This window comes from Sphaerospermopsis sp. LEGE 00249, assembly GCF_014299995.1.
Taxonomy (GTDB): domain Bacteria; phylum Cyanobacteriota; class Cyanobacteriia; order Cyanobacteriales; family Nostocaceae; genus Sphaerospermopsis; species Sphaerospermopsis kisseleviana.
The window spans coordinates 34,048-59,786 of record NZ_JACJUZ010000001.1 but is presented as its reverse complement, the minus strand read 5'-3'; the positions used below and the strand labels follow the sequence as shown (position 1 = coordinate 59,786).

22 protein-coding genes, 1 tRNA gene and 1 pseudogene are annotated in these 25,739 nt (G+C 33.5%); 6 read left to right on the top strand and 18 right to left on the bottom strand.

The annotated features are described in order from the left end of the window. Both H5968_RS00260 and H5968_RS00255 read right to left on the bottom strand, forming a co-directional pair. A complete protein-coding gene (locus tag H5968_RS00260; RefSeq protein ID WP_187038326.1) occupies positions 1-981 on the bottom strand; it encodes an aldo/keto reductase in 981 nt (326 codons plus the stop codon). 124 nt (positions 982-1,105) lie between these two features. Then, a tRNA-Thr gene (locus H5968_RS00255) sits at positions 1,106-1,177 on the bottom strand. 281 nt (positions 1,178-1,458) lie between these two features. Here H5968_RS00255 and argF point away from each other — a divergent pair. The 6 genes and pseudogenes from argF (at position 1,459) to H5968_RS25000 (ending at position 6,152) form a co-directional block, all read left to right on the top strand. Further along, positions 1,459-2,379: an ornithine carbamoyltransferase gene (gene argF, locus H5968_RS00250; RefSeq protein WP_096567943.1), complete on the top strand. Its 921-nt coding sequence runs from the start codon at positions 1,459-1,461 to the stop codon at positions 2,377-2,379. A gap of 308 nt (positions 2,380-2,687) precedes the next feature. Beyond that, positions 2,688-3,299, top strand: coding sequence for a transcriptional repressor LexA (lexA, locus tag H5968_RS00245; RefSeq protein WP_187038325.1), 612 nt, complete (start codon positions 2,688-2,690; stop codon positions 3,297-3,299). A 100-nt stretch (positions 3,300-3,399) separates the two neighbouring features. Further along, entirely contained in the window at positions 3,400-4,887 is a 1,488-nt protein-coding gene (locus H5968_RS00240; protein ID WP_187038324.1) for a DNA phosphorothioation system restriction enzyme, read from the top strand. Positions 4,888-4,958: 71 nt separating this feature from the next. After that, a pseudogene (locus tag H5968_RS25980) lies at positions 4,959-5,246 on the top strand (hypothetical protein); the annotation flags it as partial. Next, the gene (locus H5968_RS25005; protein ID WP_222620508.1) at positions 5,188-5,709 is read left to right on the top strand and encodes a DUF2887 domain-containing protein; all 522 of its coding nucleotides are present in this window, start codon (positions 5,188-5,190) and stop codon (positions 5,707-5,709) included. The pseudogene H5968_RS25980 and the gene H5968_RS25005, both read left to right, overlap by 59 nt. A 5-nt stretch (positions 5,710-5,714) precedes the next feature. After that, on the top strand, positions 5,715-6,152 hold the full coding sequence (locus H5968_RS25000) for a DUF2887 domain-containing protein (RefSeq protein WP_222620507.1): 438 nt from the start codon (positions 5,715-5,717) through the stop codon (positions 6,150-6,152). Between the two features lie 197 nt (positions 6,153-6,349). Here H5968_RS25000 and wecB read toward each other — a convergent pair whose 3' ends face one another. The 16 genes from wecB to H5968_RS00155 all read right to left on the bottom strand — a co-directional run bounded on the left by wecB (position 6,350) and on the right by H5968_RS00155 (position 25,729). Beyond that, positions 6,350-7,414 (bottom strand): non-hydrolyzing UDP-N-acetylglucosamine 2-epimerase, encoded by a 1,065-nt coding sequence (wecB, locus tag H5968_RS00230; RefSeq protein ID WP_187038323.1) that lies wholly within the window; start codon positions 7,412-7,414, stop codon positions 6,350-6,352. Positions 7,415-7,521: 107 nt separating this feature from the next. Continuing rightward, positions 7,522-8,280, bottom strand: coding sequence for a bifunctional 2-polyprenyl-6-hydroxyphenol methylase/3-demethylubiquinol 3-O-methyltransferase UbiG (locus tag H5968_RS00225; protein WP_222620506.1), 759 nt, complete (start codon positions 8,278-8,280; stop codon positions 7,522-7,524). Positions 8,281-8,388: 108 nt separating this feature from the next. Then, the gene (locus H5968_RS00220) at positions 8,389-9,585 is read right to left on the bottom strand and encodes a glycosyltransferase (protein ID WP_187038322.1); all 1,197 of its coding nucleotides are present in this window, start codon (positions 9,583-9,585) and stop codon (positions 8,389-8,391) included. A gap of 27 nt (positions 9,586-9,612) precedes the next feature. Further along, positions 9,613-11,526 carry an asparagine synthase (glutamine-hydrolyzing) gene (asnB, locus tag H5968_RS00215; RefSeq protein WP_187038321.1) on the bottom strand — a complete coding sequence of 638 codons (1,914 nt, stop codon included), beginning with the start codon at positions 11,524-11,526 and terminating at the stop codon, positions 9,613-9,615. 19 nt (positions 11,527-11,545) lie between these two features. After that, positions 11,546-12,808, bottom strand: coding sequence for a hypothetical protein (locus tag H5968_RS00210; protein ID WP_222620505.1), 1,263 nt, complete (start codon positions 12,806-12,808; stop codon positions 11,546-11,548). A 36-nt stretch (positions 12,809-12,844) separates the two neighbouring features. Continuing rightward, complete coding sequence (locus tag H5968_RS00205; protein WP_187038319.1) at positions 12,845-13,885, bottom strand: NAD-dependent epimerase/dehydratase family protein; 1,041 nt, start codon at positions 13,883-13,885, stop codon at positions 12,845-12,847. A gap of 103 nt (positions 13,886-13,988) precedes the next feature. Next, positions 13,989-14,933 carry an NAD-dependent epimerase/dehydratase family protein gene (locus H5968_RS00200; protein ID WP_187038318.1) on the bottom strand — a complete coding sequence of 315 codons (945 nt, stop codon included), beginning with the start codon at positions 14,931-14,933 and terminating at the stop codon, positions 13,989-13,991. A gap of 12 nt (positions 14,934-14,945) precedes the next feature. Then, positions 14,946-16,853, bottom strand: a complete 1,908-nt coding sequence (gene asnB, locus H5968_RS00195) for an asparagine synthase (glutamine-hydrolyzing) (protein ID WP_187038317.1) — start codon at positions 16,851-16,853, stop codon at positions 14,946-14,948. Between the two features lie 52 nt (positions 16,854-16,905). Next, the gene (locus tag H5968_RS00190; protein ID WP_187038316.1) at positions 16,906-18,210 is read right to left on the bottom strand and encodes a hypothetical protein; all 1,305 of its coding nucleotides are present in this window, start codon (positions 18,208-18,210) and stop codon (positions 16,906-16,908) included. Positions 18,211-18,342: 132 nt separating this feature from the next. Beyond that, a complete protein-coding gene (locus tag H5968_RS00185; RefSeq protein ID WP_187038315.1) occupies positions 18,343-19,170 on the bottom strand; it encodes a class I SAM-dependent methyltransferase in 828 nt (275 codons plus the stop codon). Between the two features lie 49 nt (positions 19,171-19,219). Next, positions 19,220-20,182, bottom strand: a complete 963-nt coding sequence (locus H5968_RS00180) for a bifunctional 2-polyprenyl-6-hydroxyphenol methylase/3-demethylubiquinol 3-O-methyltransferase UbiG (protein WP_187038314.1) — start codon at positions 20,180-20,182, stop codon at positions 19,220-19,222. Next, the gene (locus H5968_RS00175) at positions 20,170-21,921 is read right to left on the bottom strand and encodes an ABC transporter ATP-binding protein (protein WP_187038313.1); all 1,752 of its coding nucleotides are present in this window, start codon (positions 21,919-21,921) and stop codon (positions 20,170-20,172) included. Before H5968_RS00175 ends, H5968_RS00180 begins: the two co-directional genes overlap by 13 nt. Positions 21,922-22,002: 81 nt before the next feature. After that, a complete protein-coding gene (locus H5968_RS00170; protein WP_187038312.1) occupies positions 22,003-22,866 on the bottom strand; it encodes an ABC transporter permease in 864 nt (287 codons plus the stop codon). A 214-nt stretch (positions 22,867-23,080) separates the two neighbouring features. After that, positions 23,081-24,199, bottom strand: a complete 1,119-nt coding sequence (locus tag H5968_RS00165; protein WP_187038311.1) for a DegT/DnrJ/EryC1/StrS aminotransferase family protein — start codon at positions 24,197-24,199, stop codon at positions 23,081-23,083. Beyond that, on the bottom strand, positions 24,196-24,777 hold the full coding sequence (locus H5968_RS00160) for an acyltransferase (RefSeq protein ID WP_187038310.1): 582 nt from the start codon (positions 24,775-24,777) through the stop codon (positions 24,196-24,198). The genes H5968_RS00165 and H5968_RS00160 overlap by 4 nt, the downstream gene beginning before the upstream one ends. Beyond that, positions 24,770-25,729: a Gfo/Idh/MocA family protein gene (locus H5968_RS00155; protein WP_187038309.1), complete on the bottom strand. Its 960-nt coding sequence runs from the start codon at positions 25,727-25,729 to the stop codon at positions 24,770-24,772. The genes H5968_RS00160 and H5968_RS00155 overlap by 8 nt, the downstream gene beginning before the upstream one ends. Positions 25,730-25,739: the final 10 nt, after the last annotated feature.

The window sequence follows — 25,739 nt, the reverse complement described above, 5'->3', positions numbered from 1 at the left end:
TCACTTTGTCTGAAAAATATTCTGCACCATCTTCTTTTCAGACTTAGCAGCAGCACTATCCAACTCTGCAACTTCCCCATCACTCAACAACCAACCCAAAGTACCTATATTTTGCTGTGCTTGTTCCAAATTCTTCGCACCAGGAATAGGAATTGCACCTTTACAAATACACCAGTTAATTGCAACTTGAGACATGGTTCTATTTCTCTGATTTGCTATTTCTCTTAAAGTTCCTAAAACTCCTTGAATCCCTGGTAAGATTTGTTTAAATAAAAATCCTCTTGCACCTTTAGGAAACTTGCCATTTTCCGAAAACTTCCCTGTTAATAAACCCAAAGCTAAAGGACTATAAGCAATTAATTTAATTCCCAAATCATCACATACATCTTTTAAACCTAATTCTGTCACTGGATAGGTAGATAATAATGAATATTGTACCTGTAAAGTTTTAATCGGTATTCCCCTTTCCTGGAATCTTTTATGTACCCATAATAATCTTTTTGTACCGTAATTAGATAATCCTACACCTTTAACTAAACCTTGTGCATATAAATCAGCTAAACCATCTAATAAACCTACTTCTTGCCAAGGTGCGTAATTTGCTGTAGACCAGTGCATCTGGACCAAATCAACGTTTTTTCCTAATCTTTTAGCAGAAGCATGACAAGCAGAAATAATTGATTTTCTTGTCCATCTCCAAGGATAAGCTGCTAATTTTGTCGCAATACAAATATGATCTTGATTTAATCCTTGATATTCTTTGCTAAACTTACCTAAAAGTGACTCACTACGTCCATTTAATCTTCCTGTACCATAGGAGTCTCCTGTATCAAACAGGGTGACACCATTACTCACACAAAGATTAAATACCTGTTGTAATTGGTCATCCATGCTTTCATTATATCCCCACAGGAGTTGATTACCCCAAGCCCATGTTCCACATCCCATACTGGGAAAAGATAGTGATTGATTTGTTTGCATATTGCTTTCCTATAAAAAGTATGATGTTAGCATTTTATGATACATAAATTGGATTTAGGCAGGTTAAACAATAAAACACTAAATTCGTTTCTATAGTTTTTGTATGTGTTTAGTTAAATAAAAAAGCCAGCAGTCAGGATTGAACTGACGACCTTCCGATTACAAGTCGGATGCACTACCGCTGTGCTATGCTGGCGTGTTGGAGCTTTTGAATTGCCCACCGACTTATAATAATAGCATAAATAAATTATTTGTCTAGTAGTTTTCCGAAAAAATTTTTTTCCCTGGTTTTTTACCTGGGTTAACTGTCAAGTCTATCCAAAATCCAAAATCCCATAACTGCTGATGTATCACCAAGCTAACTACAATCCAGTAGATTCAGGTAACAATAATTTGGTAGAGTTTTAAGACTGTATTCCTGTTGACGCGGCTGAGTGAAGACACAGAAAACATCACCATAATATACAAATCATCAGCATGGCAGCATTGATTGGACGAGATTTATTAGGTTTGGCGGATCTGAGTTCCCCAGAACTGCAAGAACTTTTAGAAATGGCAGCTTTACTCAAGTCACAAAAGCTAACGTTACATTGTAACAAGGTTTTGGGTTTGTTATTCTCGAAGGCTTCCACCCGCACCAGGGTTAGTTTTACTGTGGCAATGTATCAACTGGGTGGACAGGTTATTGACCTGAACCCTAATGTTACCCAAGTGAGTCGGGGTGAACCTGTACAGGATACCGCTAGGGTATTGGATCGTTATTTGGATATCCTCGCTATTAGAACTTTTGCCCAGCAGGAGTTGGAAATTTTTGCTAATTATGCCAAAATTCCGGTAATTAATGCTCTGACAGATTTAGAGCATCCTTGTCAGATTTTAGCTGATTTATTAACTATTCAAGAATGTTTTGGCTCTCTGGCAGGTTTAACTCTGACCTATGTGGGGGATGGTAATAATGTGGCTAATTCTCTCATGTTGGGTTGTGCTTTGATGGGAATGAATGTGAGAGTAGCTTTTCCTTCAGGATATGCCCCAGATGCGGAAATTGTAGAAAAAGCTAGGGCGATCGCTGATCATAAAACTGAAGTTATTCTCACCCATGATGCAGCCGCAGCAGCTAAAGGCGCACAGGTTCTTTATACTGATGTTTGGGCAAGTATGGGACAAGAATCGGAAGCTGATAACCGTCTTCCTATCTTCCAACCTTATCAAATTTCTCAACAATTATTAAGTTTTGCCGATCCCGCAGCAATTGTTTTACACTGTCTACCAGCCCATCGTGGTGAAGAAATTACCGATGAAGTTATCGAAGGTTCTCAATCAAAAGTTTGGGATCAGGCAGAAAATAGATTACACGCCCAAAAAGCTTTACTTGCTAGTATTTTAGGGGCAAAGTGAAAGAATGGTGATTGGTGACAGGTGACAAGTGACAGGTGACAGGTGACAGTTGATAGTTGATAGTTGATAGTTAAGAGTTTTTTACCAATTACCAATTACCAATTACCAATTACCAATTACCAATCACCAATTTAAGGAAAAAATTGATAAATATAACTCTATTTCACTAAAATTACTGGTTAATAGTCGCAAGTGCTGAAGAAAGATATTGATTTATTCTTGAGAAATATTTAAATCAATCTTGTTAAGGGAAGATTTTTGTAGTACAAATGCTCTAGGGACATTTGTAATTACTTCCCGATAAAACAATGGAAAAACTAACAGCAGTCCAACAAGAATTGTATGAATGGTTGGTAGAATATATCCGTATTAATCAGTATTCGCCATCTATTCGCCAAATGATGCAAGCGATGAATCTCAAGTCACCTGCACCTATTCAAAGTCGTTTGGAACATTTACGTAATAAGGGATACATTGACTGGAATGAAGGGAAAGCGCGAACAATTAGAATTTTGCGGACGACTAAGCAAGGTGTACCCATTTTAGGAACTATAGCTGCTGGTGGTTTAATTGAACCTTTTACCGATGCGGTGGAACATGAATATTTAGACTTGGCTAATTTATCTCTACCTCCCCGCAGCTATGCTTTGCGGGTAACGGGTGATAGCATGATTGAAGATTTAATTGCTGATGGTGATGTGGTGTTTTTGCGTCCCGTACTCGAACCCAATCAGTTAAAAAATGGTACGATTGTTGCCGCTAGGGTGGAAGGTTACGGTACAACTTTAAAACGTTTTTATCTGGAAAAAGATACTGTCACTCTCAAACCTGCAAACCCAAAATATCAACCTATCGAAGTACCCGCTATGCAAGTACAGGTACAAGGTTCTTTGGTTGGTGTGTGGAGAAATTATAATTAGGGACTGGTGACTGGTGACTGGTGACTGGGAAAAATATTAATTCTTCTTCCTGAACTCCCAAACTACTGAACTACTGAACTACTGAACTACTGAACTCCTTATGTACCTCACGCGATCGCCAATAAAGAAACAAAAACCTCCTGCTTTCTCTCTGAAGTTGCCTTTTGTTAGGGAAAATCAGGGTAGTTATCATGTTCAGTCATCTTTACCAGGATGTCCAAAAATGCCTGTATCTTTGCAAATGCGGGGATATCAGCGTCAAGCTATTACTAGCTGGTTTGCTAATAATGGCAGAGGGACTTTAAAAATGGCTACTGGTAGTGGGAAAACGATTACTGCTTTGGCGATCGCCTGTGAATTATACCAACAAATAGGTTTACAAGTCTTGTTGGTGGTGTGTCCTTACCGTCATTTGGTTAGTCAATGGGGTAGAGAATGTGAGAAATTTAACTTACAACCGATTTTGGCTTTCGAGAATTTACGCACTTGGCAAAGTCAACTTTCAATGCAATTATATAATCTGCGTTCCGGTTCTCAAAATTTCGTCACAGTGATCACCACTAACTCGACTTTAATTAGTGAGGGGTTGCAATCTCAACTTAAATATTTTACACCTAAAACTTTAATTATTGGTGATGAAGCGCATAATTTAGGCGCACCCAGGTTAGAAGAAAGTTTACCTCGGAATATCGGTTTACGTCTTGCTTTGTCTGCTACCCCAGAAAGATATTTTGATGATGGAGGTACGGAGTCTTTATTTGATTATTTTGGTTCTGTTTTACAACCGGAGTTTAGTTTACAGAATGCCATAAATCAAGGTGCTTTAGTTCATTATCTATATTATCCTCTTCTAGTGGAATTAACGGAAATTGAAAGTATTAATTATTTGAAGTTGACTAAAAGAATAGGGCGATCGCTACAATATAGAGAACGAGAAGAAGGGGGTATCGACGATTTTGAAAATATTGAAGATATTAAATCCTTATTAATAAAACGTTCTAGGTTAGTAGGTGCAGCAGAAAATAAATTAACGGCTTTGAAAGAATTAATGTTAAATCGTCTGGATACCAGCCATACTTTATTTTATTGTAGCGATGGTTCACAGGAAAGCGGACACCGTTCATCTTTGCGTCAGTTGAAGGAAGTAGCGAGAATTTTAGGAGGAGAGTTAGGTTACAAAGTCAGCACCTACACCGCACATACTTCTTTACAAGAACGGGAAATTTTAAGAGAACAATTTGAAAGCGGAGAATTACAAGGTTTAGTTGCTATTCGTTGTTTAGATGAAGGTGTGGATATTCCCGCTATTCAAACTGCGGTGATTTTATCAAGTTCTGGGAATCCTCGTCAATTTATTCAGCGTCGTGGTAGGGTTTTACGTCCCCATCCTGGTAAAGACAGAGCGACGATTTTTGATATGATTGTTTTACCACCCGATTTGGATCGAGAAGCGATAGAGGTGGAACGCAATTTGTTAAGAAAAGAGTTAAGAAGGTTTGTGGAATTTGCGGATTTAGCGGATAATGCAGGAGAAGCAAGGATGAAATTATTAGATTTGCAAAAGCGTTACGGGTTATTGGATATTTAGGTGAATTGAGTTAATCCCAAATAAAGCCAAAAGCCTGATAAATAAAGAGTTTCAGGGTAAGAAAAAAGGAACAAGGTGCATTTAGCCTGGGTAGAGTCATGACTAAATTGCCTCATACTTCTTTAACTTCTATTGCTATTTCCTTTTTGGTTATGAATCTTTCTACCCTGTTATCATGGCTTTTTTGGGGATTTTTTTGTCAATTTTTGATAATTACGTCTTTTTTCCCTTGTCGGAAACGCTATAGAATTTATGATATTTTAATGATATTGATGTTTAGGCGAAAACTATTTGCCATTAATGAAAACAGACTCAATTTTTTATCAAATATTTCAAACTTTACCCACTGTTCTATTTGAATTATTAGGAGAATCTCCAGCAAATGCCAGTGGTTATAAGTTTGATTCAGTGGAGATTAAGGAGTTATCATTTCGTTTTGATGGTTTATTTCTCCCACCTGTTGATGAAGATAAACTGATTTATTTTGTAGAGGTGCAATTTCAGCAACGTGATAATTTTTACTGGGACTTGTTTGGGGAGATATTTCTGTATTTGAAGTTGTATCGTCCTCAACAAAATTGGTGTGCAGTGGCGATATTTCCCAATCGTAGCACTGATACAGCAGAACCGATTCAGTATCAAGAGTTATTTCATCCGGGAAGAATGTCACGGATATACTTAGATGAGTTAGGGGAAAAAACTGGTGATTCTGTTGGTTTAGGAATGCTAGAATTGATAGTAAGCTGTTATGCAGCTAAACTGTATAATCTTAATATTCTTAAGTCTTGTGGAACAGGCATCTTGCCTGTTAACCTTATATAAATTAAATGCACAACAGCTTAGCACAACAAGAACAAATCAGGGATAAAGTAGTTCAACTGAAAGAACAAGTACGGGTATCTTTAGCAGAACCAATGATCCAGGAAAAGGTTTTAGAATTGGTAGATAAGATACTGGTGTACAAGTTTCCCTATTTAAGTAGTCAGGAGTTAGAAGCTATGTTTGGACTAGATGAATTGAAGCAAACACGGTATTTTCAAGATGTGAAGGAAGAGGGTAAAGCGGAAGGTAAGTTAGAAGGTAAGTTAGAAGGTAAGTTAGAAGGTAAGTTAGAAGGTAAGTTAGAGATGATACCTTTGTTGTTACGTTTGGGTTTAAGTGTGGAGGCGATCGCTTCTGAGTTGAGTTTAGATATAGAGTTAATTAAGTCGAGGATAGCTGAGAATAATCAATCAATGGATGTTAAAGAAGTAAAAGATTCATGAGATATTTGATTTTTAGTTTAGGGTATTTAACATAAAATTATATGTGGATAAATACCCGATCTTTTCAAGAAGTCGTGTATCTGGATGTAAAGTTGTTTAATTCAGAAATTGCTTGAGTTGCTATTCAGATCATGGAGCTATAATTTCTAAAGTTGGGAAAATTGATTCGTAAATAAATGGTTAGTCAACAGATTGAATCAAAAAATAGTCAAAAAAGTATTAGCTATTTCTAAAGCAGCATCACCATTACCATAAAGAGATTTCCATTCTAGTGGTTGAATAAAATTAGATATTGCTTGTGTTACTTCTTCTGGTGTTACCAGTTGATTCCATCCTGATTCTACAGTTTCTTTCCATTCAGTTTCATTTCGCAAAGTATAACAAGGACGTTGTAAAATATATGCTTCTTTTTGAATACCACCTGAATCAGTAACTACCCCTTTAGAAGCAGTTTGTAAAACTAACATATCCAAATAACTCACAGGAGGAATTGCTTGAATAGAAGGGTGATTTAAGTAATTATTCAAGCTCATTTTTTCAATACAACTGAGTGTACGCGGATGTACAGGAAAAACTACTGGATAATCTAAATTGATAAAACTCTCCAGAATAGCATGCAACCGTACAAAGTCATCCGTATTGCTGGGACGATGAATTGTTGCTAGGTAAAATTTTCCTTCTTGCAAGTTATATCTACTTAAAATATCAGAGGTTTTTTGGGCTTTTTCCTGATATTTTAAAACAGAATCCATCATCACATCTCCAACCAAGTGTACACCTTGATTAATACCTTCTTGTTGTAAGCAATTAACCGCTAAAGGTGTGGGGGCAAATAATAATTGAGATAGATGATCTGTCACAATACGATTAATTTCTTCTGGCATTTGACGGTTATAACTTCTTAATCCTGCCTCTATATGGGCAATGGGAATATGTAATTTTGCTGCTACTAATGCTCCTGCTATGGTGGAATTTGTATCACCATAAACACATACATAATCTGGTTTTTCTGAAATTAATAGTTCTTCGATTTTTTCCATCATTCTTCCTGTCATTGCCCCATGTTGAAGGCTATGAATATTCAAATGATATTGTGGTGTAGGTAGTTCTAAGTCTTGAAAAAAGACATCAGACATTTTTGGATCAAAATGCTGTCCTGTATGAATAATTATTTCATTAATTCCAGCATTTTTGAAAGCGTCACTGACAACAGATGCTTTAATAAATTGTGGTCTTGCACCGAGAATAGTAGCAATTTTCATATTCAATATGACTCCTTTAAATTTCAAGTTGCAGTAGCACAAGCATCTTGCTTGTACTAATTATTCAAGTTAAAGACACAACAGCTTAGTTGTGTGATTTCTGATTTCTAAAAAGATGAATTATTGTTTTCTCCTGTGAAAAAGTTAGTCTCAAGAGGTGTTTTTATTAACCAATCAATAAACTCCGCTTTATAATCTTCAGTTTTTCTGATGAGGAAGAAAATCGAGAATGCCAATGAAGGTAATACATTTGATAAGGAACGAGCGATTTTTTTAGGAAAAGGATAAAATTGGGAACCTGAGAATTTTTCTATATGTGTAAACCTACCAGCAATATTTTTGTAAAAACTAATTGTATCATTTTTAGAAAATACTCTTACATGAGCAGAAATTAATTTTGCAGAGGTCGGATGAACTCCAAATAATCCCAGAAGACGATTATGAAATGATAGTACATTTGGCACACCCAAATATAAATAACCACCAATTCGTAGAGTTCTAAAAATTTCGTGATTGATCCAAAATATTTCCTTAGTATGCTCTAAAACTTGGTTAGCTATAATAAAATCTATGGATTCATCATTAAAAGGAAGTGATTGATTCTCTATATTCACTGAGATAGGATTAATTCCCATTTGTATTAATTTTTCAAAATTCCAACTCCCATAATCTATACCAATACATTGTGCGTTTGTATGATGCTGTTTAACGATTAACAAATCTTCTCCATCACCACATCCTAAGTCTAGGCATTTTAATATATCTATTTTTTGAATATGTCTTTGTAAAATATGTCTCCCATAGGTTTCATGATGATCAACAATTGTCAGTCTACTTGCAGTACCTGGTGTAATATTTCTTAACATATACGCCCCCTAACTATATTTTTGCTGTGTATAGTGAGAAATTCCTCTACTTACTATACAGATAAGTGGTTAAAAGTAACTAATAATTCCTAAAAAACTATCTGTAAATTACTTTGATTCATTGCTTAATTGCTTCTGCAAATCATAATTCTCAATTGCTTGAATAATTTTGTCTGTGACTAATTGCCATGAAAAATGTTTTTCGGCATATTCACGTGCTATAATACCCATCTGAGATAATTTTTCTCGGTTGGATATCATTTCTATTGCTTTTGCGGCTAAATCTTGAGAATTACCGGGTTGATGTAATACTAAAAACTTACTCGGTTCTAATTCTTTAATTCCTCTAATATCTGAAGCTAATATTGCTCTACCAGCAGCAGCATAAGCGTAAAGTTTAATTGGAGAATAACCAATCTCATCTAAACCTTGTTTTGGCAATAAGGCTATATCAAAACAGTTAATATAATCGTTAGATTCTTGATAGGGAACTGCTCCCATGAATTTAATATATTCTAAATGACCATATGTTTCTTTCAAATAGTTAAGTTGTCTTCCTCCTCCTATTAATAATAAACAAGTTTCTGGATATTTATCATAAATTTTAGACATGGCATTAATGGCAACTTCTACACCTTGCCAAGGTTCAAGATCACCAATAAATCCTAAGTAAAAACATTCTGGATTTAAGTTGAGTTTATTAAGTATTTCTTGTCGGTTTTTAGGCTGAAATAAGTTAATATCTGTGCCATTACCAGCGACAAATATTTTTTGAGTATCTATGCCATTTTCTATCAGTTTTTGTTTAATATTAGGAACTACTGTTCTTACTAATGTTGCTAATTTAGCATCTCTAATCTGTAGATACTTAATAATAATTTGTTGCCAATTAGAAACTCCCATCATGGTAAGTTCATCAACAAACCAACCATTATGTTCGCTGACAATTTTTTTAAATCCTCTCAATTTTAAAGCTAATAATACAAAGAATGATAATAAATTACTTCGCAAATATACCCAATCATAATCATTAGGATTTTGCTGTAATACTGTAAATATTTGTAATAAGCTATTAATACTAGTTTTACTGATGGGTAATAATTTACTTAATTTATTACTAGAGAAAGTGACTTTATCAAAATATTTGGCAGTTATTTGCTGATCAATTGCTTGGTTATTGGTGCTAGGAATAATGGCATCTAAAATATGTCCAGCACGGCGAAATTCTTGATAAATAGATGTAAAATGTACTGTACCACCATTAGAATGAGATAAGTTGAGTGTGGAAATAATAAGAATTTTCATAAATTATGATATGGTATTTGAATGAATTTAGAGAACTTTAACCTTAAAAACTTTTACCCAACGGCTAAAGTTAATTACCCGCCAAATAATAGGATTAAATAACCGTTTACCTGCAATTATATCTACAAATATTTGGTTAATTAATTGGGGATGTAACCAAAGTTCAAGGGTGCTAATAGCTTCTTGAAGTTCTGACTCGAAGGTATTATACAATGTTTCGCGCATCCAATGATATTCGGGGGTAACAAAACCCATTTTGTCTTTTCTGTTTCTGACAGAATCAGGAATTATGCCTGTCATGGCGGATCTCAATACAGTTTTGGTTTCACCATTTTTAATTTTCAGACTGTCATCTAATCCATAGACAAATTCTACTATACGATAGTCTAAAAAAGGTACTCTTGCTTCAATTGAATGCGCCATTGAGTTGCGATCTTCCCAATGTAATAGCATTGGTAAGCTAGTATTTGCGAGTTGTAAAGCAGATAAATTTTGAATGGGTGTATTTGTTTTATCTAATATTTTAAAAGGATCTTGGGGGTTAATGTCTAGCGATCGCATTTTATCTGAATTAATCCAAAAGGGAAAGTTGGTTGCTGATGGATAGCCTAAAATTTGTCTAATTACTTGACGGATGGTTTGAGGTAAAATCGATTCTACACTTTTGAGAAACTTAGTAGAACCTTGATAACGATAAGAAAATAGGACTTCTTTTGATAAATTTATTAACTGCTTTTTCTGTAACAGATATTTAAATAAAGCCCCATAAAATCCATGATAACCTGCAAAATATTCATCTGATCCTTGTCCATCTAACATGACTGTAACCCCTGATTTTTTAGCCTCCTGAAAAAGACACCATTGGGCAAATATACTAGTAGAACAAAATGGTTCATCTTGATGCCAGGTAATTTTATCAAGTAAATTGAATAATTCAAATGGGTCAGGAAATATGTAATGGGGTTGAATATTTCTACTTTCTACAACTGAATTAATATAGGGACGTTCATCGCATTGAGGAATATCAAAACAAGAGGAAAAAGTTTGGAAAGGATAGGATGTATTTTGCTTTCTGCGAATTTGATCAGCTAAACAAACTATAGAGGAAGAGTCTAGTCCACCGGAAAGACATGAACCAATGGTAACGTCTGCTTGTAATCGCAGTTTTACAGAATCATTTAATAGGTTTTGCACTGTATTTGTAGCTTGATCAAGAGTTAATCCTAATGATTGATTTGGCAATTGATACCAAGATTTTACTTGTATTTTCCCAAAATAATCATCATTTTTATCTAAACAAAGTGTGAGATATTCCCCTCCCCTTAGTTGCCAAACTGATTGAAATAATGTTTGTTGGGTATGATCAAATATTCCATAGGCAAGAAAATCGTATGCTGTTTGGGGGTTGATTTCTGCTTGCCATTGGGGTAGGGTGGTAAATTGTTTAATTTCGGAAGCAAAGGCAATTAATTGATTCGGTTTTTGATATATATATAAAGGTTTAATACCAAAGCGATCGCGTACTGCCCAAAGTAATTTTTTCCTGTCATCCCACAGCAAAAAAGCAAACATTCCATTAAACCGATTTAAACAATCAAAACCCCAAGTTTGGTAAGCTGCAATAATGATTTCTGTATCACAGTGACTTTGAAAAGAGAAACCATGATTTGTTAATTCTGCTGCTAGTTCTAGGTAATTATAAATTTCACCATTAAATACTAACCAGATTTTTCTATCTTTACTAGCCATTGGTTGATGTCCAGCTACAGATAAGTCTAAAATGGCAAGACGACGATGGCCTAAACCCAAGCCAACATCATCGGCAAAGTAAAAACCGCTATCGTCTGGTCCGCGATGAGAGATGATATCAGTAAAGGATTTGAGGATATCCCTATTGATGGGTTGAAGATTTTGATTCCAAATGCCTGTAATGCCACACATTGGTTATTTTAAATATTGCTTAATTTCTGATGTAGTTGTAACCTTTTTTTATTAACTCGATTGTTATAAAATAAATAAATCTTTCTAATAAATTATTCATTCTTATTAGAAACAAATATATCTTTAATAAGTACATATTATGAACATTTCTTTTATTAATCTGTTTTACTTGATGACTAAAAATAGCATTGTCAATTAATAGAGAAAAAGTTTTATAACTATATTGTCCACTCAAGTAAATTTCATTATAAGCTAATTCAGTGATTTCAGTTAAATATTCATCATCTTTTATTTTGCTAATGACTTCATCAAGATTTGAAAAATCTTTTTTTATAGGAATATAATGTCGGTTAGGTTCTAAAACATTATTATAATTCCCCTCTACTAGAATCTGACAAGTTTTAGTGATTATTGCCTCAAAATGCCGGGGACTGATCGCAAAAAATTGATAATTATCCCAATCGCTAGGAAGAAAATCAGTAATTTCCTGGAAAGAAATAGTCTTATTATGCTGGAGGATAGCGTCAATTTTTCTTTTTATTTCACCACATCTATCTAATGCACTTGAACCACTTTCACAACCTATAACTGTTTTTCCAGAAGCTAAAAAATCAAACCATTTATCCCCTAATATAGTATCTTTATCTAAAGTTGATATATTGGAATTTAATCCCAATCTCTCTGCACTATCATATACAATTTTTGCGATTTCATGTTTAAGTTGACCATGTTTACCAAATTTATAAGGTAAATGACTTGCACGGTAAACAATATCATATTTTCTATCTTTAACTGGTATTAATTTATGGGCATACTGTTCAGCAAGTGTATCATCTATATATCCTGTCAAGCACTGATAGAATACAGCCTTATTAGACATTTTTGGATAGAGAATTTTTTGTTGATCATGATCAAAATTAGTAAAAATTACTGAAATATTCCACTCATACAGCCAATCATCTAATATTTCTGCATAATCATATTCATCTTGAGGAATAGCCATTTTCAAACAATTTAGATTTTTAATCCATTTCATTCGGGATTTCCAAACCTCAAATAAACGAGAATGGCGTAAGCACAAAAAAGTATTATGCAAAATCAGCACATCAATATCTAAATAGATTAACCAAGAAGGAACACCAAGCAAGGCATTATAATAAATGACATCATGTCTCAAGCCAGAATATTTTAATGCTTTTAAATGGTGTTCAACAGCCGCACGCATCTTACTAAGACCAGGATACCAATATAAAATTAGTATTCTTTGGGGATTTCTTGACATCAGATTCATTTAGTTTGTATAGTCTTCAATGCTTCATTAATTCATATAATTATGATGCTTTTGGATACATTTTTCAATAAAGCTGAAATTATTTTTTGTCCAGTTGATAGTATTTATTAATCCTTTGGGTAAATCAATTTCAGATTCAAAACCTAATTGAGTTCGAGATTTTTCACTACTACCAAAGCGTTTTCCTGAATTATCCCATTCTCGTTTAGGACGAAAATCTAGTGGTGTAGGATTAGATGTTAGTTCATTAATTAAATTTGCGAGTTCTAAAATAGAAGTTTCTACTCCGCTAGCTAAGTTATAAGTTTCTCCTGCAATTCCTTTTGTTGCACATAATATTAATCCCTGGACAATATCATCCACATATATAAAATCTCGTGTAGCAATTCCACCATTTTCTACAGTTAAAGGCATTTGTCTAAGAGCGCGATATATAAATGTAGGTATGACATTGCGCCATACTGTAGCTGGTGTTCCCCGCCATTGTCCAGCCCCTAAAACTTCTCCTGGTCCATAGACGTTTTGAAAACGAGCCTTAACAACAGGTAAATTATGACGTTTGAAATAGTAATTGGAGTAAAATTCTCCAATGATTTTAGAGATTTGATATGGACTATCTAAGTATAATGATACAGGCGCATCTTCTGTAGTTGCTTCTGCTTGTTCAAAAGTTTTTTCAGCAACAGTACAACCAGCAGAAGAATACACGACTTTCTTGATATTAATCAAATCCTTTATTGCTTCATATAACTTTAAGGTTGTCAACGTATTATTTTCGTGATCAGCTAAGGGATCATGAATAGAACTTTGATTACCATGATAAGTAGCTAAATGGAATACATAATCTAAATCAGAATTTAGTTGAGCTAAAATGTTATTATCAGTAATTGAACCCTCTATAAATATAACTCTTGAATCCTTGGGTAAATTTTCCTTTTCTGCTGATAATAAATTATCAACAACAATAATTTCTTGAGGCTCTGACAGTAATAAGGTTTTAACTAAGTTACTACCAACAAAACCAGCACCACCAACGACTAATATTTTTTGATTTGTAAATTCTTGCATGGGACTTTAAAGATAAAATGTGAACAATAACAGACTGTCTATTTACTTAAGAGTCTTGTAGGAACATAGATATGTTCCTACAAATTAACTCAATTTTACATTCTTATTTCTTTTCTTCACCAAGTTTCAAATGAGTATAAGTTTGAGTTATTCCATATTCCTTATACCATTCAATTGCTGCCTTAACTCCTGTTTCTAAAGGAGTAGTAATTTGCCAATTGAAATCTTGATTTGTTTGCGATGGATCTAACAAAATTGTATAAGCATCATCCACATTACGAGGACGAACTTCTACTTCTTCTTTTAGGTTAATATCTAATGCTTTAACTGTAGCATCAAAAAGTTCTTTAATGGAATAATCAGACCCAGAAGAAATATGATAAGCCCCAGCATTTCCTTGACCATCTAAAGCTTTGATAACCACATCAACCAGATCTTGAATATAGATAAAATCTCGTCTTGTATCCATCACAAAACAGGGTTTATCATTAGTTAACCGATGATAAAAAGTAGGTAATGGTCCGCTTAAATTACGTGGACCATAAGCATTAGCTAACCGAAAAGAAATGTAATCTAAACCGCTGAGTTGAATATATTGTTCTCCAGCAGTTTTACTAATAGCATAACTACTACCACCTGATAAAATCGGATGATTCAAAGTGATAGGTTGTTCTAAAGGTTTTAACCCATAACAAAGGGCTGTTTGAAAATAAATTAACTTTTGGACATTTAACCTTTGGGATGCCTGGGTAATGTTGGCTGTTCCTAACACATTAGTTAAACTATCTTCTAACCAGTTATTAGGATCTTTGTAAGAAGCTGCTGCATGAACAACCTGTTCGGGTTGAAAATCATCAAATACTTTATTAACTAATTCCTGATCAGCGATCGTACCTTCAACCACTGTGAGATTAGTATCAGATTTTAAGTTATCTCTTCTTCCTGTAGAATAGTTATCTATGACTAGAACTTGATCGCCTTTTGCTAATAAACGATCAGCTAAATGAGAGCCAATAAACCCCGCACCACCTGTAATTAAGATCTTCACTTTGAATAAACCTCACACTTGAATTAACTTTTGATAGGTACTTTGTTGATCATGAAAAGTTTGTTGCCATAATTCTAGGGATAGTAAGCCCCAAATTTTACGACCGAATTTAGGTTCATTTTCTAGTTGCCTTAAAACCTTTTGATTATTAATCAGTTGGCGATTTAAAGCGTTACTAGAAGATAATATATCATAAATGAACTCTTTTGCTTCACCTTTGATCCATTCTGATAAAGGCACAGGAAACCCCATTTTATTTTGTCTTTCCAGGATAGTAGGAGGTAAAACTGACGACATAGCATTTTTCAAAACCTGTTTCATTGTACCATCTTTAAACTTAATATTAGAGGGAATTGTTGCTGCTAATTCAACTAAAGGATGATCAAGGAAAGGAACACGAGATTCTAATCCATGCGCCATACTAACTCGATCTTCTACTTGTAGTAAAGCTGGAAGTAAGGTTTTAAAGTCAAAATGCGTCATACTATCAAAATAAGATTCTTTCTGGACATTTTTTCCCTTAAAAATACTTCGGAAAGTTTCGTAAGGCGAGTAATCATTTAATTCACCCCAATTAATCTCATCATTGAAACCATCTCTACGATTAATTAACTCAAAATATCTTTTATCTAGGTCTTCAAATAATCCTTGACTCCAGAATTTTTTGAGGAGAGGTTTGTAATTCTTAAGTGCAACTAAATTAGGAATAATTGATTCATAGGTGACAATAAAATTACCTGAGTGCATTGTCCCCTCAATTGCTCCTTTAATACACTGTTCAAAATAAGCGATTAAATAACGAGTATAACCGCCAAAAATTTCATCCCCTCCTTGTCCTCCTAGTACAACTTTACGATATTTACTAGCAAGTTGTGACACCATATACTGAGCAAAAGAACCCGGACCAGCAGTGGGATAATCTAAATGATAAATAACTTTTTGAATATTATGAATAAAATCATTAACATTAATATCAGCTTCATATAGTTGAAAACCTCGCCAATTAGCTACTTCACGGGCATAAGGACTTTCATCGTAATCAGAACTTATCGAAAATTTGCCGATAAAACCAACCAACTCATCAGGTTTTTTTTCGGAAGCAATAGAAGCAACAATACTAGAATCTAAACCCCCACTAACATAAGCACCAACAGGAACATCACTGCGTAAATGAATATTAGCTGATTCTCTAATTAGATATTGAATTTTTTCATGAAAATATTGTTCGGTATGATTAAAATCTAACTTATAGTAAACTTCCCAATAGCGTTTGATTTTCAGAGAACTATTTTGAATAGTTAAATCATGTCCAGCTTGTAATTCATTAATATCTTTAAACAGAGTTTTTCCAGCTAAACAAAACTGAAAAGTCAGATAATCTTGGAAACCTTCTATATCGGTTTCTATGCTATCTATAAAGGGTAAAATAGCTTTGACTTCACTAGCAAAATAAAAAATATTATTAACAATAGTATAATAAAATGGTTTAATACCAAATCTATCTCTGGCACAAAATAATCTTTGATTAGCTTCATCCCATAGAGCAAAAGCGAACATTCCTCGAAAATGATTAACACAATCTGTTCCCCATTTTCTATAAGCTTGTAAAATAACTTCTGTGTCAGAATGGGTGACGAAATTTTGTTCCCCTAATTCTTGGCGTAATTCAATATAGTTATAAATTTCACCATTATATGTTACCCAATTACCCAAATTGTCAGTCATCGGTTGTTTACCGGCTTCAAGGTCAATAATACTTAAGCGGCGATGAGCAAAGCCGACAATTTGTCTCGGATGTTGCCATATTCCCTGACCATCAGGACCACGATGATGCTGTAGTTTAGAAGTTACTTCCAGATTATACTTCAAGTTAGGTAGCTGTTCACCAGCCAGACTAATAATTCCGCCAATACCACACATAAGTTATCTATTTAAACATCAATCTATATTATCACAAAAATACAATGCAGAACTATAATTTTGACAATCCCCAATCCTTAATTTTCTTGACTCGACTCCATATTTTTGGAAAGTGCGTTTTGATCTTTATTTTGAGCTTTTCTTTACTTATTCTGATTAATATTTCTATAATTTCACTCACTGAATATTGAATTTCATCTTCTGGAATATTTTTAATTTCATGAATTATAAAAGATGAGACTCCTGAGGTGGTGGTAACTTTTTCTGATACAAATTTATCAAATTCATTTATAAATTTTCTATAACTATACTTACCAGATTTAATAATATCTTTGTATGCTCTATTTGTTATTTCCGTTATGTAGATATCATCATTTAATTTACTAATAACATCATCTATATTACTAAAGTCTTTTTTGAGGGATAGATAGTGAATGTCTGGTTGAATAACTCCAGAATAATTTCCTTCAAACAGAATCAAAGCTGTTTTTAAAGCAATAGCTTCAAAAACACGAGGTGAAATTTGATTCATGATGATTTTTCCATCATGTTCTGCTATATATTTTCTATGAATTTCTTCATAAGTTATTGATTCCTTAGTTTTCAGGGCAATCTGAATCTTTTTACGAATATTTCCATAATCATCAAACACATTTGATCCACTTTCTGTTCCTAATGTAGCTCGACAATTTTCCATAAATTCATACCATTGTTCTCCATAAATACGTTTTTTCTCTTCCCATTCAATATTATGTTTTATACCTCTTGCTTCACAAATTTGACGCATTTTTTGTGCAATCAATAATTTCTCTCTAGCTAGATTACCATACCAGTAAGCTAATTCCCTACCTCTATATCCAATGGTAATATTTCGATCTGACAGAGGTTTAAAATGCATTCTATTTTCTAGATGAATAGGAACATAACCTGTTATTATTGTCTTGAATTCTGTATTAATAAATCGAGATGATGGATAGACTAAATTCAAGTACTCTTGAGGAACACAACTAAAAACAGCATTAATACCTAAATGCTCAATCCACATTCTAGCTGTTTCAGTATAATCATATTCATCTTGAATAAAAAGTATTTTCAATCCATCAAACTTACTAATCGTGCTTACATAATCTGGTGATAGAATATCATAACATAAACGTACTGAATAATGAATAACAATGACATCAAATAACTTCAAGTCCCATTTAAGTGTAGCAGTATGTGTACCATGAGCATAGTATATGTGATGGAAAGAGAATAAAGAAAAACTTTCTAAATACTCTTTGACCGTGTTAGTAAAAATAGAGTTTTTATCATATAAAACTAGAATATTTAATTTGTTCTTTTCTTGGTAATTCATCGACAATATAACCTGGTTAACTAATGTGAAATATCAACTTTGTGCTTTTACGATCTGTTATGATCTGTTAAGTAAATAACTTATAATTATCATATTGTCATTTTCAACAATATTGAAGTAAATATTTGATAATCATTTTCTGGCTATAATATATAAGTCTAATCCCATGATTCTAGCAAGATTGTCCAATAATTTTTCTCGATAAATAATTATTTTTCCTTTACCTAAAACGTAGGTGTCAAAATTCTGAACATCTATTCCAATCTCAGAAAAATTCTTAAATATTTGATAAACTTGCTTTTTTGAGACATAATCAGTATGAGGTGCTGCTTGACCCTGAGAGTTAAGATCATATAAAGAACGAACAAATTCTGAAAAATTACGATAAGTTTTGTCTGCTTTTGAAAGAGATAACATAGATTTTAAACGAGCAAGTGGAATATATATCATTTGACGAAATGAGTTTTTATTATAAAGCATAATAATAGCTTTACCACCAGGTAACAAAACTCGATGAACTTCTTGGATGCTTTTAGCTAAATCACCTGTATGATGTAAACAACCGATAGAATAGACATAGTGAAAAGTTTCATTTTCATAAGGAATATTAAGAGCAGAACCAACTTTTACGTGATCTGGATTTTTATCCATTAAAGATAGCCTATAACGCATTATTTCCACAGGATTTTCAGCTATGTCTAAGCCAAAGTAATCACAATTACAAGATGCTAGTAATTTTCCTAGCGTTCCGTATCCTAATCCTATTTCTAGGACTTTTTTACCTTTGATGTTTTCGTTATTTATATATTCGCTTAAATAAGGATAAATATTCAAATATGCTTCATCAAAACGAGCAAGACTATCAGGGGTAATTTCTGTTATACTAAGAGACTTAGCTAAACCTGTTCCACAAAGCTCATTCCAAAAATTAGCATTTTGCTGATTAATATTTTTTTCCATTATCTTTCTTGTCCTATGTAAAATTTTGTTGTTCTCCACTATTGTAATTCTACTTGGTTTTCTGGGCGATTGCTACACATTCAATAGGTTCAAAAAAAATACAACCTAAATAATTAGGAAGTTGATTGAAACCAGCATCTATATCAATAATATTTCTACCTTTGATATAAATTTCTCTGTTGACATATTCATCAATCTTTTTGATTGCCCATCTCACTAATGGATTATTAATATTTCTACGTAATCTACTCCAAGCAAAGCCATCATAATGAATCTTGTTGAGTTTTAATCCTGAATTTTGGACTAACTGTGTTAAATTACTTTTATCGAAAGTTCTTAAATGAACAAATTCATATTTACAACCATTTTCAGGTAAGTAGATACTTATGTCTTCTTTATAAGGAACTCGAATAACTGCTATACCTTCATCTTTCAACGCTTTGAAGACTTGTTGTAAAACTTTTTCTGGATTAAATACGTGTTCTAGAATATCATTCAGAACAATCACATCAAAACATTTTTTAAAAGGCAGGCTTTCTGCATTAACTAATGCACATTCAACTCCCTGGTTACGCAAAACTTTTAAATACTCTAATGATATATCTATTCCCAGTTTTTGGTTATGAGATATGCGCTTTAAAAAGAAACCTTTACCAGAACCAATATCTAAAATATTCTGCTGAATTTTTGCTCCACAATATTTAATCAATTTATCTGCCTGAATATTTTTATAAGTTACAGGCATAATATCCTCAACAATATCATCAGAAGCAATTTTAGAATAATTATCAAAGTATTTTTGAAAAATCTCTGAAGTTTCGTCTTTACTAGATAAAAAACAAGGTATTCCGTCAACTTCCCGATAGACTTTTTGGCAGCAACTACACTGATAAGTATAGTCAGAAAATTTTGTACTAGCTACCTCCAGAGGTGAACTACAATCACAGTTGACGCAATAAAATTCAATTTTTTGGCGAAAGCTGATAGTGTTAGACATAATTAAATTATCCAATTTGCAGGATGGTGGAAAATGCTTGAATCTATAGGATCATTACCAATCACTTTAAATTCATAACTCCAAGCAATCAAATCATAATATTCACTCACTCCTACCGCTTGACGATCAAGAGTTTTATAAATTGCTAAAGATAAACAATAGGTGCCATCTCCTAATTTCAGACTAGGAAATGATAAACAAGCATCTATCTTTTGATGAGCTAACATCGGAAATATTTTCTCTTCACTAAGATGACAAGAAACACGTATACCATCACTTCTAAATATTACCACACAAAACGTAATTGGGTACTGCCCATCATATTGACTTTCTACAGTGATATTAATATTTAGGCACTGTCCCACAGAAAATACTGCTAATTCTTTATCATCAGATAACAAAGAAACTTTACTAATGCGTAGTTCACCCGTACCAGGCCATGAATTTTTAAGTTTCTCTATTTCTGCTGCCTCACGTAAAACAGGAATCTTAACTGACAAAGTATTCCAATCTTGTAGGCTGGGAATTATTTCAGCAATTTGGAAATATTCTTGACCATTGAATACTTCTAATAAAGCTGTACTTAAACCTTTATAGGTATAACATAATTCTAATTCATAGTTAGTTTCAGGTTCATAAAGGTAGAGGTGAAAAATTGCTGCCCCATAAACTTCTTTGTAGGAATCATTGGCTACAAGAGATCGAAAATTAACTTGCTCTTCCTGTTGAGGATTAGACCAAGATTGAGAATCCATCATTATGTAAGATGAGTGACCTGTATAATTAGCATCTTGGGGTTCACCTACCAAAATTTCATCAAATAATTCACCATTTTGCCAAAGACGTATAGATTTTACTTTAAATGGATATTGATTATCTTTACATACCAAGCGGATCAGGAAAGAATCAGAATAAGATTCTAGTTCGTGGTTTTTGTACTGAGAGCTTGAGGCTTTAATATTTTTAGCCACCAATCTTCTATTTTCTATTACTCTATTATATCTCTCGTAAGCTTTTACTACTTCCATGCTAGAATCATCTTTAACAATTCTACCTCGATCAATCCAAATAGCCCGATCACAAAATTGCAAAACTTGTCCCATTGAATGAGATACCAGTAGAAGTGTTGTTCCAGATTCAGTAAGTTTTTTCATTCGTTCGGTACACCTATTGATAAAATAGGCATCACCAACCCCTAAAATTTCATCAATAATTAAGATATCTGGATCAATCGCTGTTGCTGTAGAAAATGCCAATCGTGCATACATTCCAGCAGAATAAGTTTTAACTGGCTGATCAATAAAGTTTTCTAATTCCGAAAATTGAATTATATCTTGTTCTAATACAAAAATTTTCTCTTGATTAATTCCTTGATAAGCTAAAGATGCGCGAATATTCTGTCGTCCAGTGAACTCTGGGTGAAAACCTGTTCCTAACTCCATGAGGGCTTGTATTCTTCCTTTTATATTTACTGTTCCTTCAGTTGGCTCTACATTACCTATAATTATTTTTAATAATGTACTTTTACCAGCACCATTACTACCAATAATACCTACTTTCGACCCTTTTGTGATGTTTAAATTAATGGATCTCAAAGCCCAAAATATTTGTTTATTTCTATTTTCAAAAAACAAGATTTTATCTAGCCCAAAAACATTTAATACTTTATGTAGGGGATTTGAGAAAAGCTCATACATTTTACCAACGTTGTTAATTTCTATAGCAGAAATATCATTAAAAGATGTATTATTCATATTTTATTAACTTTGCAAGTTTTCAATTAATTATTTGCGTTTACATATCACTTTATTAGTATTTAAAGATTTTAATGATAATTATAAGTTATCTGTAAATAATTTTTTCATCTTTGAAAAAAACCAAAATCCTATCATAAACAACATAGGAGAAAAAATTGCTAAAGGTATAATAATTTTTAAATTAGGCAAATGACCAAACATAAAAAGTGATTGGTATGAAATAATCAAATAATAAAGAGGATTAATAGACAAAAATAATTTAAAATTTTCAGGAATCATTTGTTCTGTATAAGCTATGGGACTTAACATCATTAAGATTAATGTTAAAATAGGAATGATATTTTGTATATCTCTTAAATAAACATTTAAACTTGATAGTATCCATATTAAACCTATAGAAAATAAAAGTTGCAATATCCACACCAGGAAAACTAATGGAGTATAGATAGTAATTTTTCCTAAAAAAGCTAATACAATTAGGAGTAAAGCCATACCTACACATTGGGTTGCTTGACCTACTAATACAGCTTTAACAGGCACTAGATCAATAGGAAAAAGAGTATTTTTAATCAGATTAGAACTACTCACGATTGAAGATACTCCTAAGGATAAGCCTTCTGAAAATCCCAAAAAAGGAATCAACCCACAAAATATCAAAGTTACATATTCTTTTGAACTTAGTTCAGGAAAACGAATTTTAAAAATAAATATATAAACAATGGCATAACTTCCTAAAAATAGTAAAGGATAAATTACTAACCAAAACAGTCCTAATACTGATCCTGCATGACGGGTTTTAACTTCATGTATACTAGTTTGATACAACATAGAACGATATTTCCAGATTGTTTCAAATGGAGGAGCAATCAGTCCACAATAAAGTAACTTAAAAGATATAAGTAGTTTTTTGAGAAAATTGGGGCGAATTTTGCGAATATTCATTACTTAATGAGTTCTAAAAATACGAAAATATTTTAGAGGGTTTAGGGTGAATTTTAAGACTTGTGTGTACACCGTAGCCTTTGAGTGTTAAGGGTTGCAAGCGATCGCTTTCATGAATGTTAAGAAAGATATGGGTAATGGATAGTTTATAAGGGAGGACTAAGAGGGTAAAAATGTGATGGAAATTACGGGATACGACTTTTAAAACATCCTCTTAAGCAAATTGTTGTAAAAATTGAACAATATGCTCTATGTCCTTTTCCTCTAACTCCGTCCAAATTGGTAAACTTAAAACCTGAGTAGCTAATAGATCACTAACAGAATTAACTGGATATTTACCCTGATAAACTGGTAACTGATCTTGAGGAACTGGATAATAAATCATTGAACCAATACCCTGTTGAGTTAAGTAATTCTGCACTGCATCACGCTTACCATCTAAAACTCGGATGGTATATTGATGAAATACATGACCGTTAGTCATCTCCGGAGTTACTATACCATGAACATCGCCCAATAGCTGATTATAAATTTTAGCTACCCTACGTCTACCTTCATTCCACTGATCAATGTGAGGTAATTTAACTCGTAAAATAGCAGCTTGCAAAGTATCCAACCGAGAATTATAACCTAAAACTTCGTTGTGATATTTTTTCTTAGATCCGTGTACTCTGAGCATTCTCGACAGATCAGCAATTTGGTCATTATCAGTTACAATTAAACCACCATCTCCATAAGCACCTAAGTTTTTAGATGGGAAAAATGAATAAGCTCCCACATCACCAATAGTACCAGTATGTTTACCGTTAGTATTATTCTGGCTGTAGTATTTAGCACCGAAAGACTGAGCGCAATCTTCAATGACTTTTAAATTATGTTTTTGGGCAATTTCCATAATTTCTAGCATTGCTGCCGGGTTGCCATAAAGATGAACTGGCATAATGGCTTTGGTTTGAGGTGTAATTTTTTCTTGTATTTTTTCTGGATCAATATTAAAAGTTTCGGGGTCAATATCTACAAATACGGGGGTAGCACCAACATTACTGATTGATTCTGCGGTGGCAAAAAAAGAGAACGGTGTAGTAATTACTTCATCACCTACACTAATACCCAAAGCCCTTAACCCAATTACTAGAGCATCTGTACCAGAATTGACAGCGATCGCGTGTTTAACTCCTAAATATTCAGATACTTCCTGCTCAAATAATTTTACATCTGATCCCATAATAAACTGACCAGATTCGAGAACACGATTAATAGCGGCTTGAATCTCCGTTTTCAAAGATTCATATTGTGGGTTTAAATCAAGAACAGGAATTTTATTTTGGCTCATGAGATTCTAATTACTTCTGTATCTGATATTTGTTGATATTTACTACCTGTGGAATCAATGGCATACCCATCAGTATCAAACTCTAACACATCACCGTAAGCACTCATCCAACCAATTATTTTTGCCGGTACTCCTGCTACCATAGCATAAGGTGGGACATCTTTTGTTACTACTGCTCCAGCAGCAACAAAAGCACATTCATGTAAGGTTACTCCACAAACAATAGTAGCATTTGCACCAATGCTTGCACCACGTTTGACTAATGTTCTGTGATAATCATTACTTGTATTACGGAGAAACTCGCAACGGGGTGTTTTCACATTGGTAAATACCATACTCGGTCCACAAAAAACGTAGTCTTCTAATATCACTCCTTCATATAAAGAGACGTTGTTTTGAATTTTGCAGTTGTTACCAATAACAACGTTATTAGCCACTAAAACATTTTGTCCAAATACACAGTTTTCTCCTATTTTCGCTTTACCGAAAATATGACAAAAGTGCCAAATTTTTGTGCCTTGACCAATTTCTGCACCTTCATCAACATAGCTAGATTCATGTACAAAGTAGTTACTCATGTAAGTGTTTTTCAGCCTCTTCTAAAATCTCTATAACTGCTACCCCATTTGCACCATCAGAACGAGGTTTTTGCCTACTTTTTAGACAATCTAAAAAGTGCTGACATTCCAGTTTTAATGGTTCTGAAGCAGCTACTTCAACTATTTCCGTTCCTTCGTCGTAATGTTGTAAGTTGGGATCAATATGTTTGTTGTGAATAGTAACAGTTTGTTGTACCTCTTCATAAACGATCATTTGCTTTTCAGCAATTACTACTGTACTACGCTCAATTAAAGGCCAATACCAAGAACAAGTAATTTGGGCAGACTGCCCTGTTTGAAAACTCAAATCAACTTGGACAAAATCAGCTATCTTTGGTTGTAGAATAGCCCTACCTTGCGCTTTAACTTGTTTTAATTTAGGGTTACCCAATAAGTCTAAAACTACGGATACATCATGGGGTGCAAAAGACCACCAAACATTTTCTTCTCTACGTACTTTACCTAACTTTAACCTTTGGGTAGCTACGTGCCTAACTTGACCAGCTTTACCAGTGGCTAAATAATCTCGCATCCAAGCGATCGCAGGTTGATACAATAACAGATGTCCAACCATCAACACTCTACCTTGTTGATCTGCATATTCACTTAATTTTCTTGCCTCATTCGTTTGTAGAGTCATTGGCTTTTCTACAAACACATCTTTACCAGCAATTAAAGCTGACATAGCCAGTTGATAATGGGTGGGTGCTGGAGTGGCTAGAACAATTGCTGATACATCTGTTTTTAAAGCATCTGAAAAATCAGTATATATTTGAATATCATGGTAATTTTTAGCCACTGCTTCTCTCAGTTGAGGGTCAGTTTCCGCTACACCATACAAAGCTCCCAAACAGTGAAAATTACGTATTAGGTTTTTACCCCAGTTTCCAGCACCAACTACAATTACTGATTTTTCCTTCACACCTGTCATCTTTAGTCGA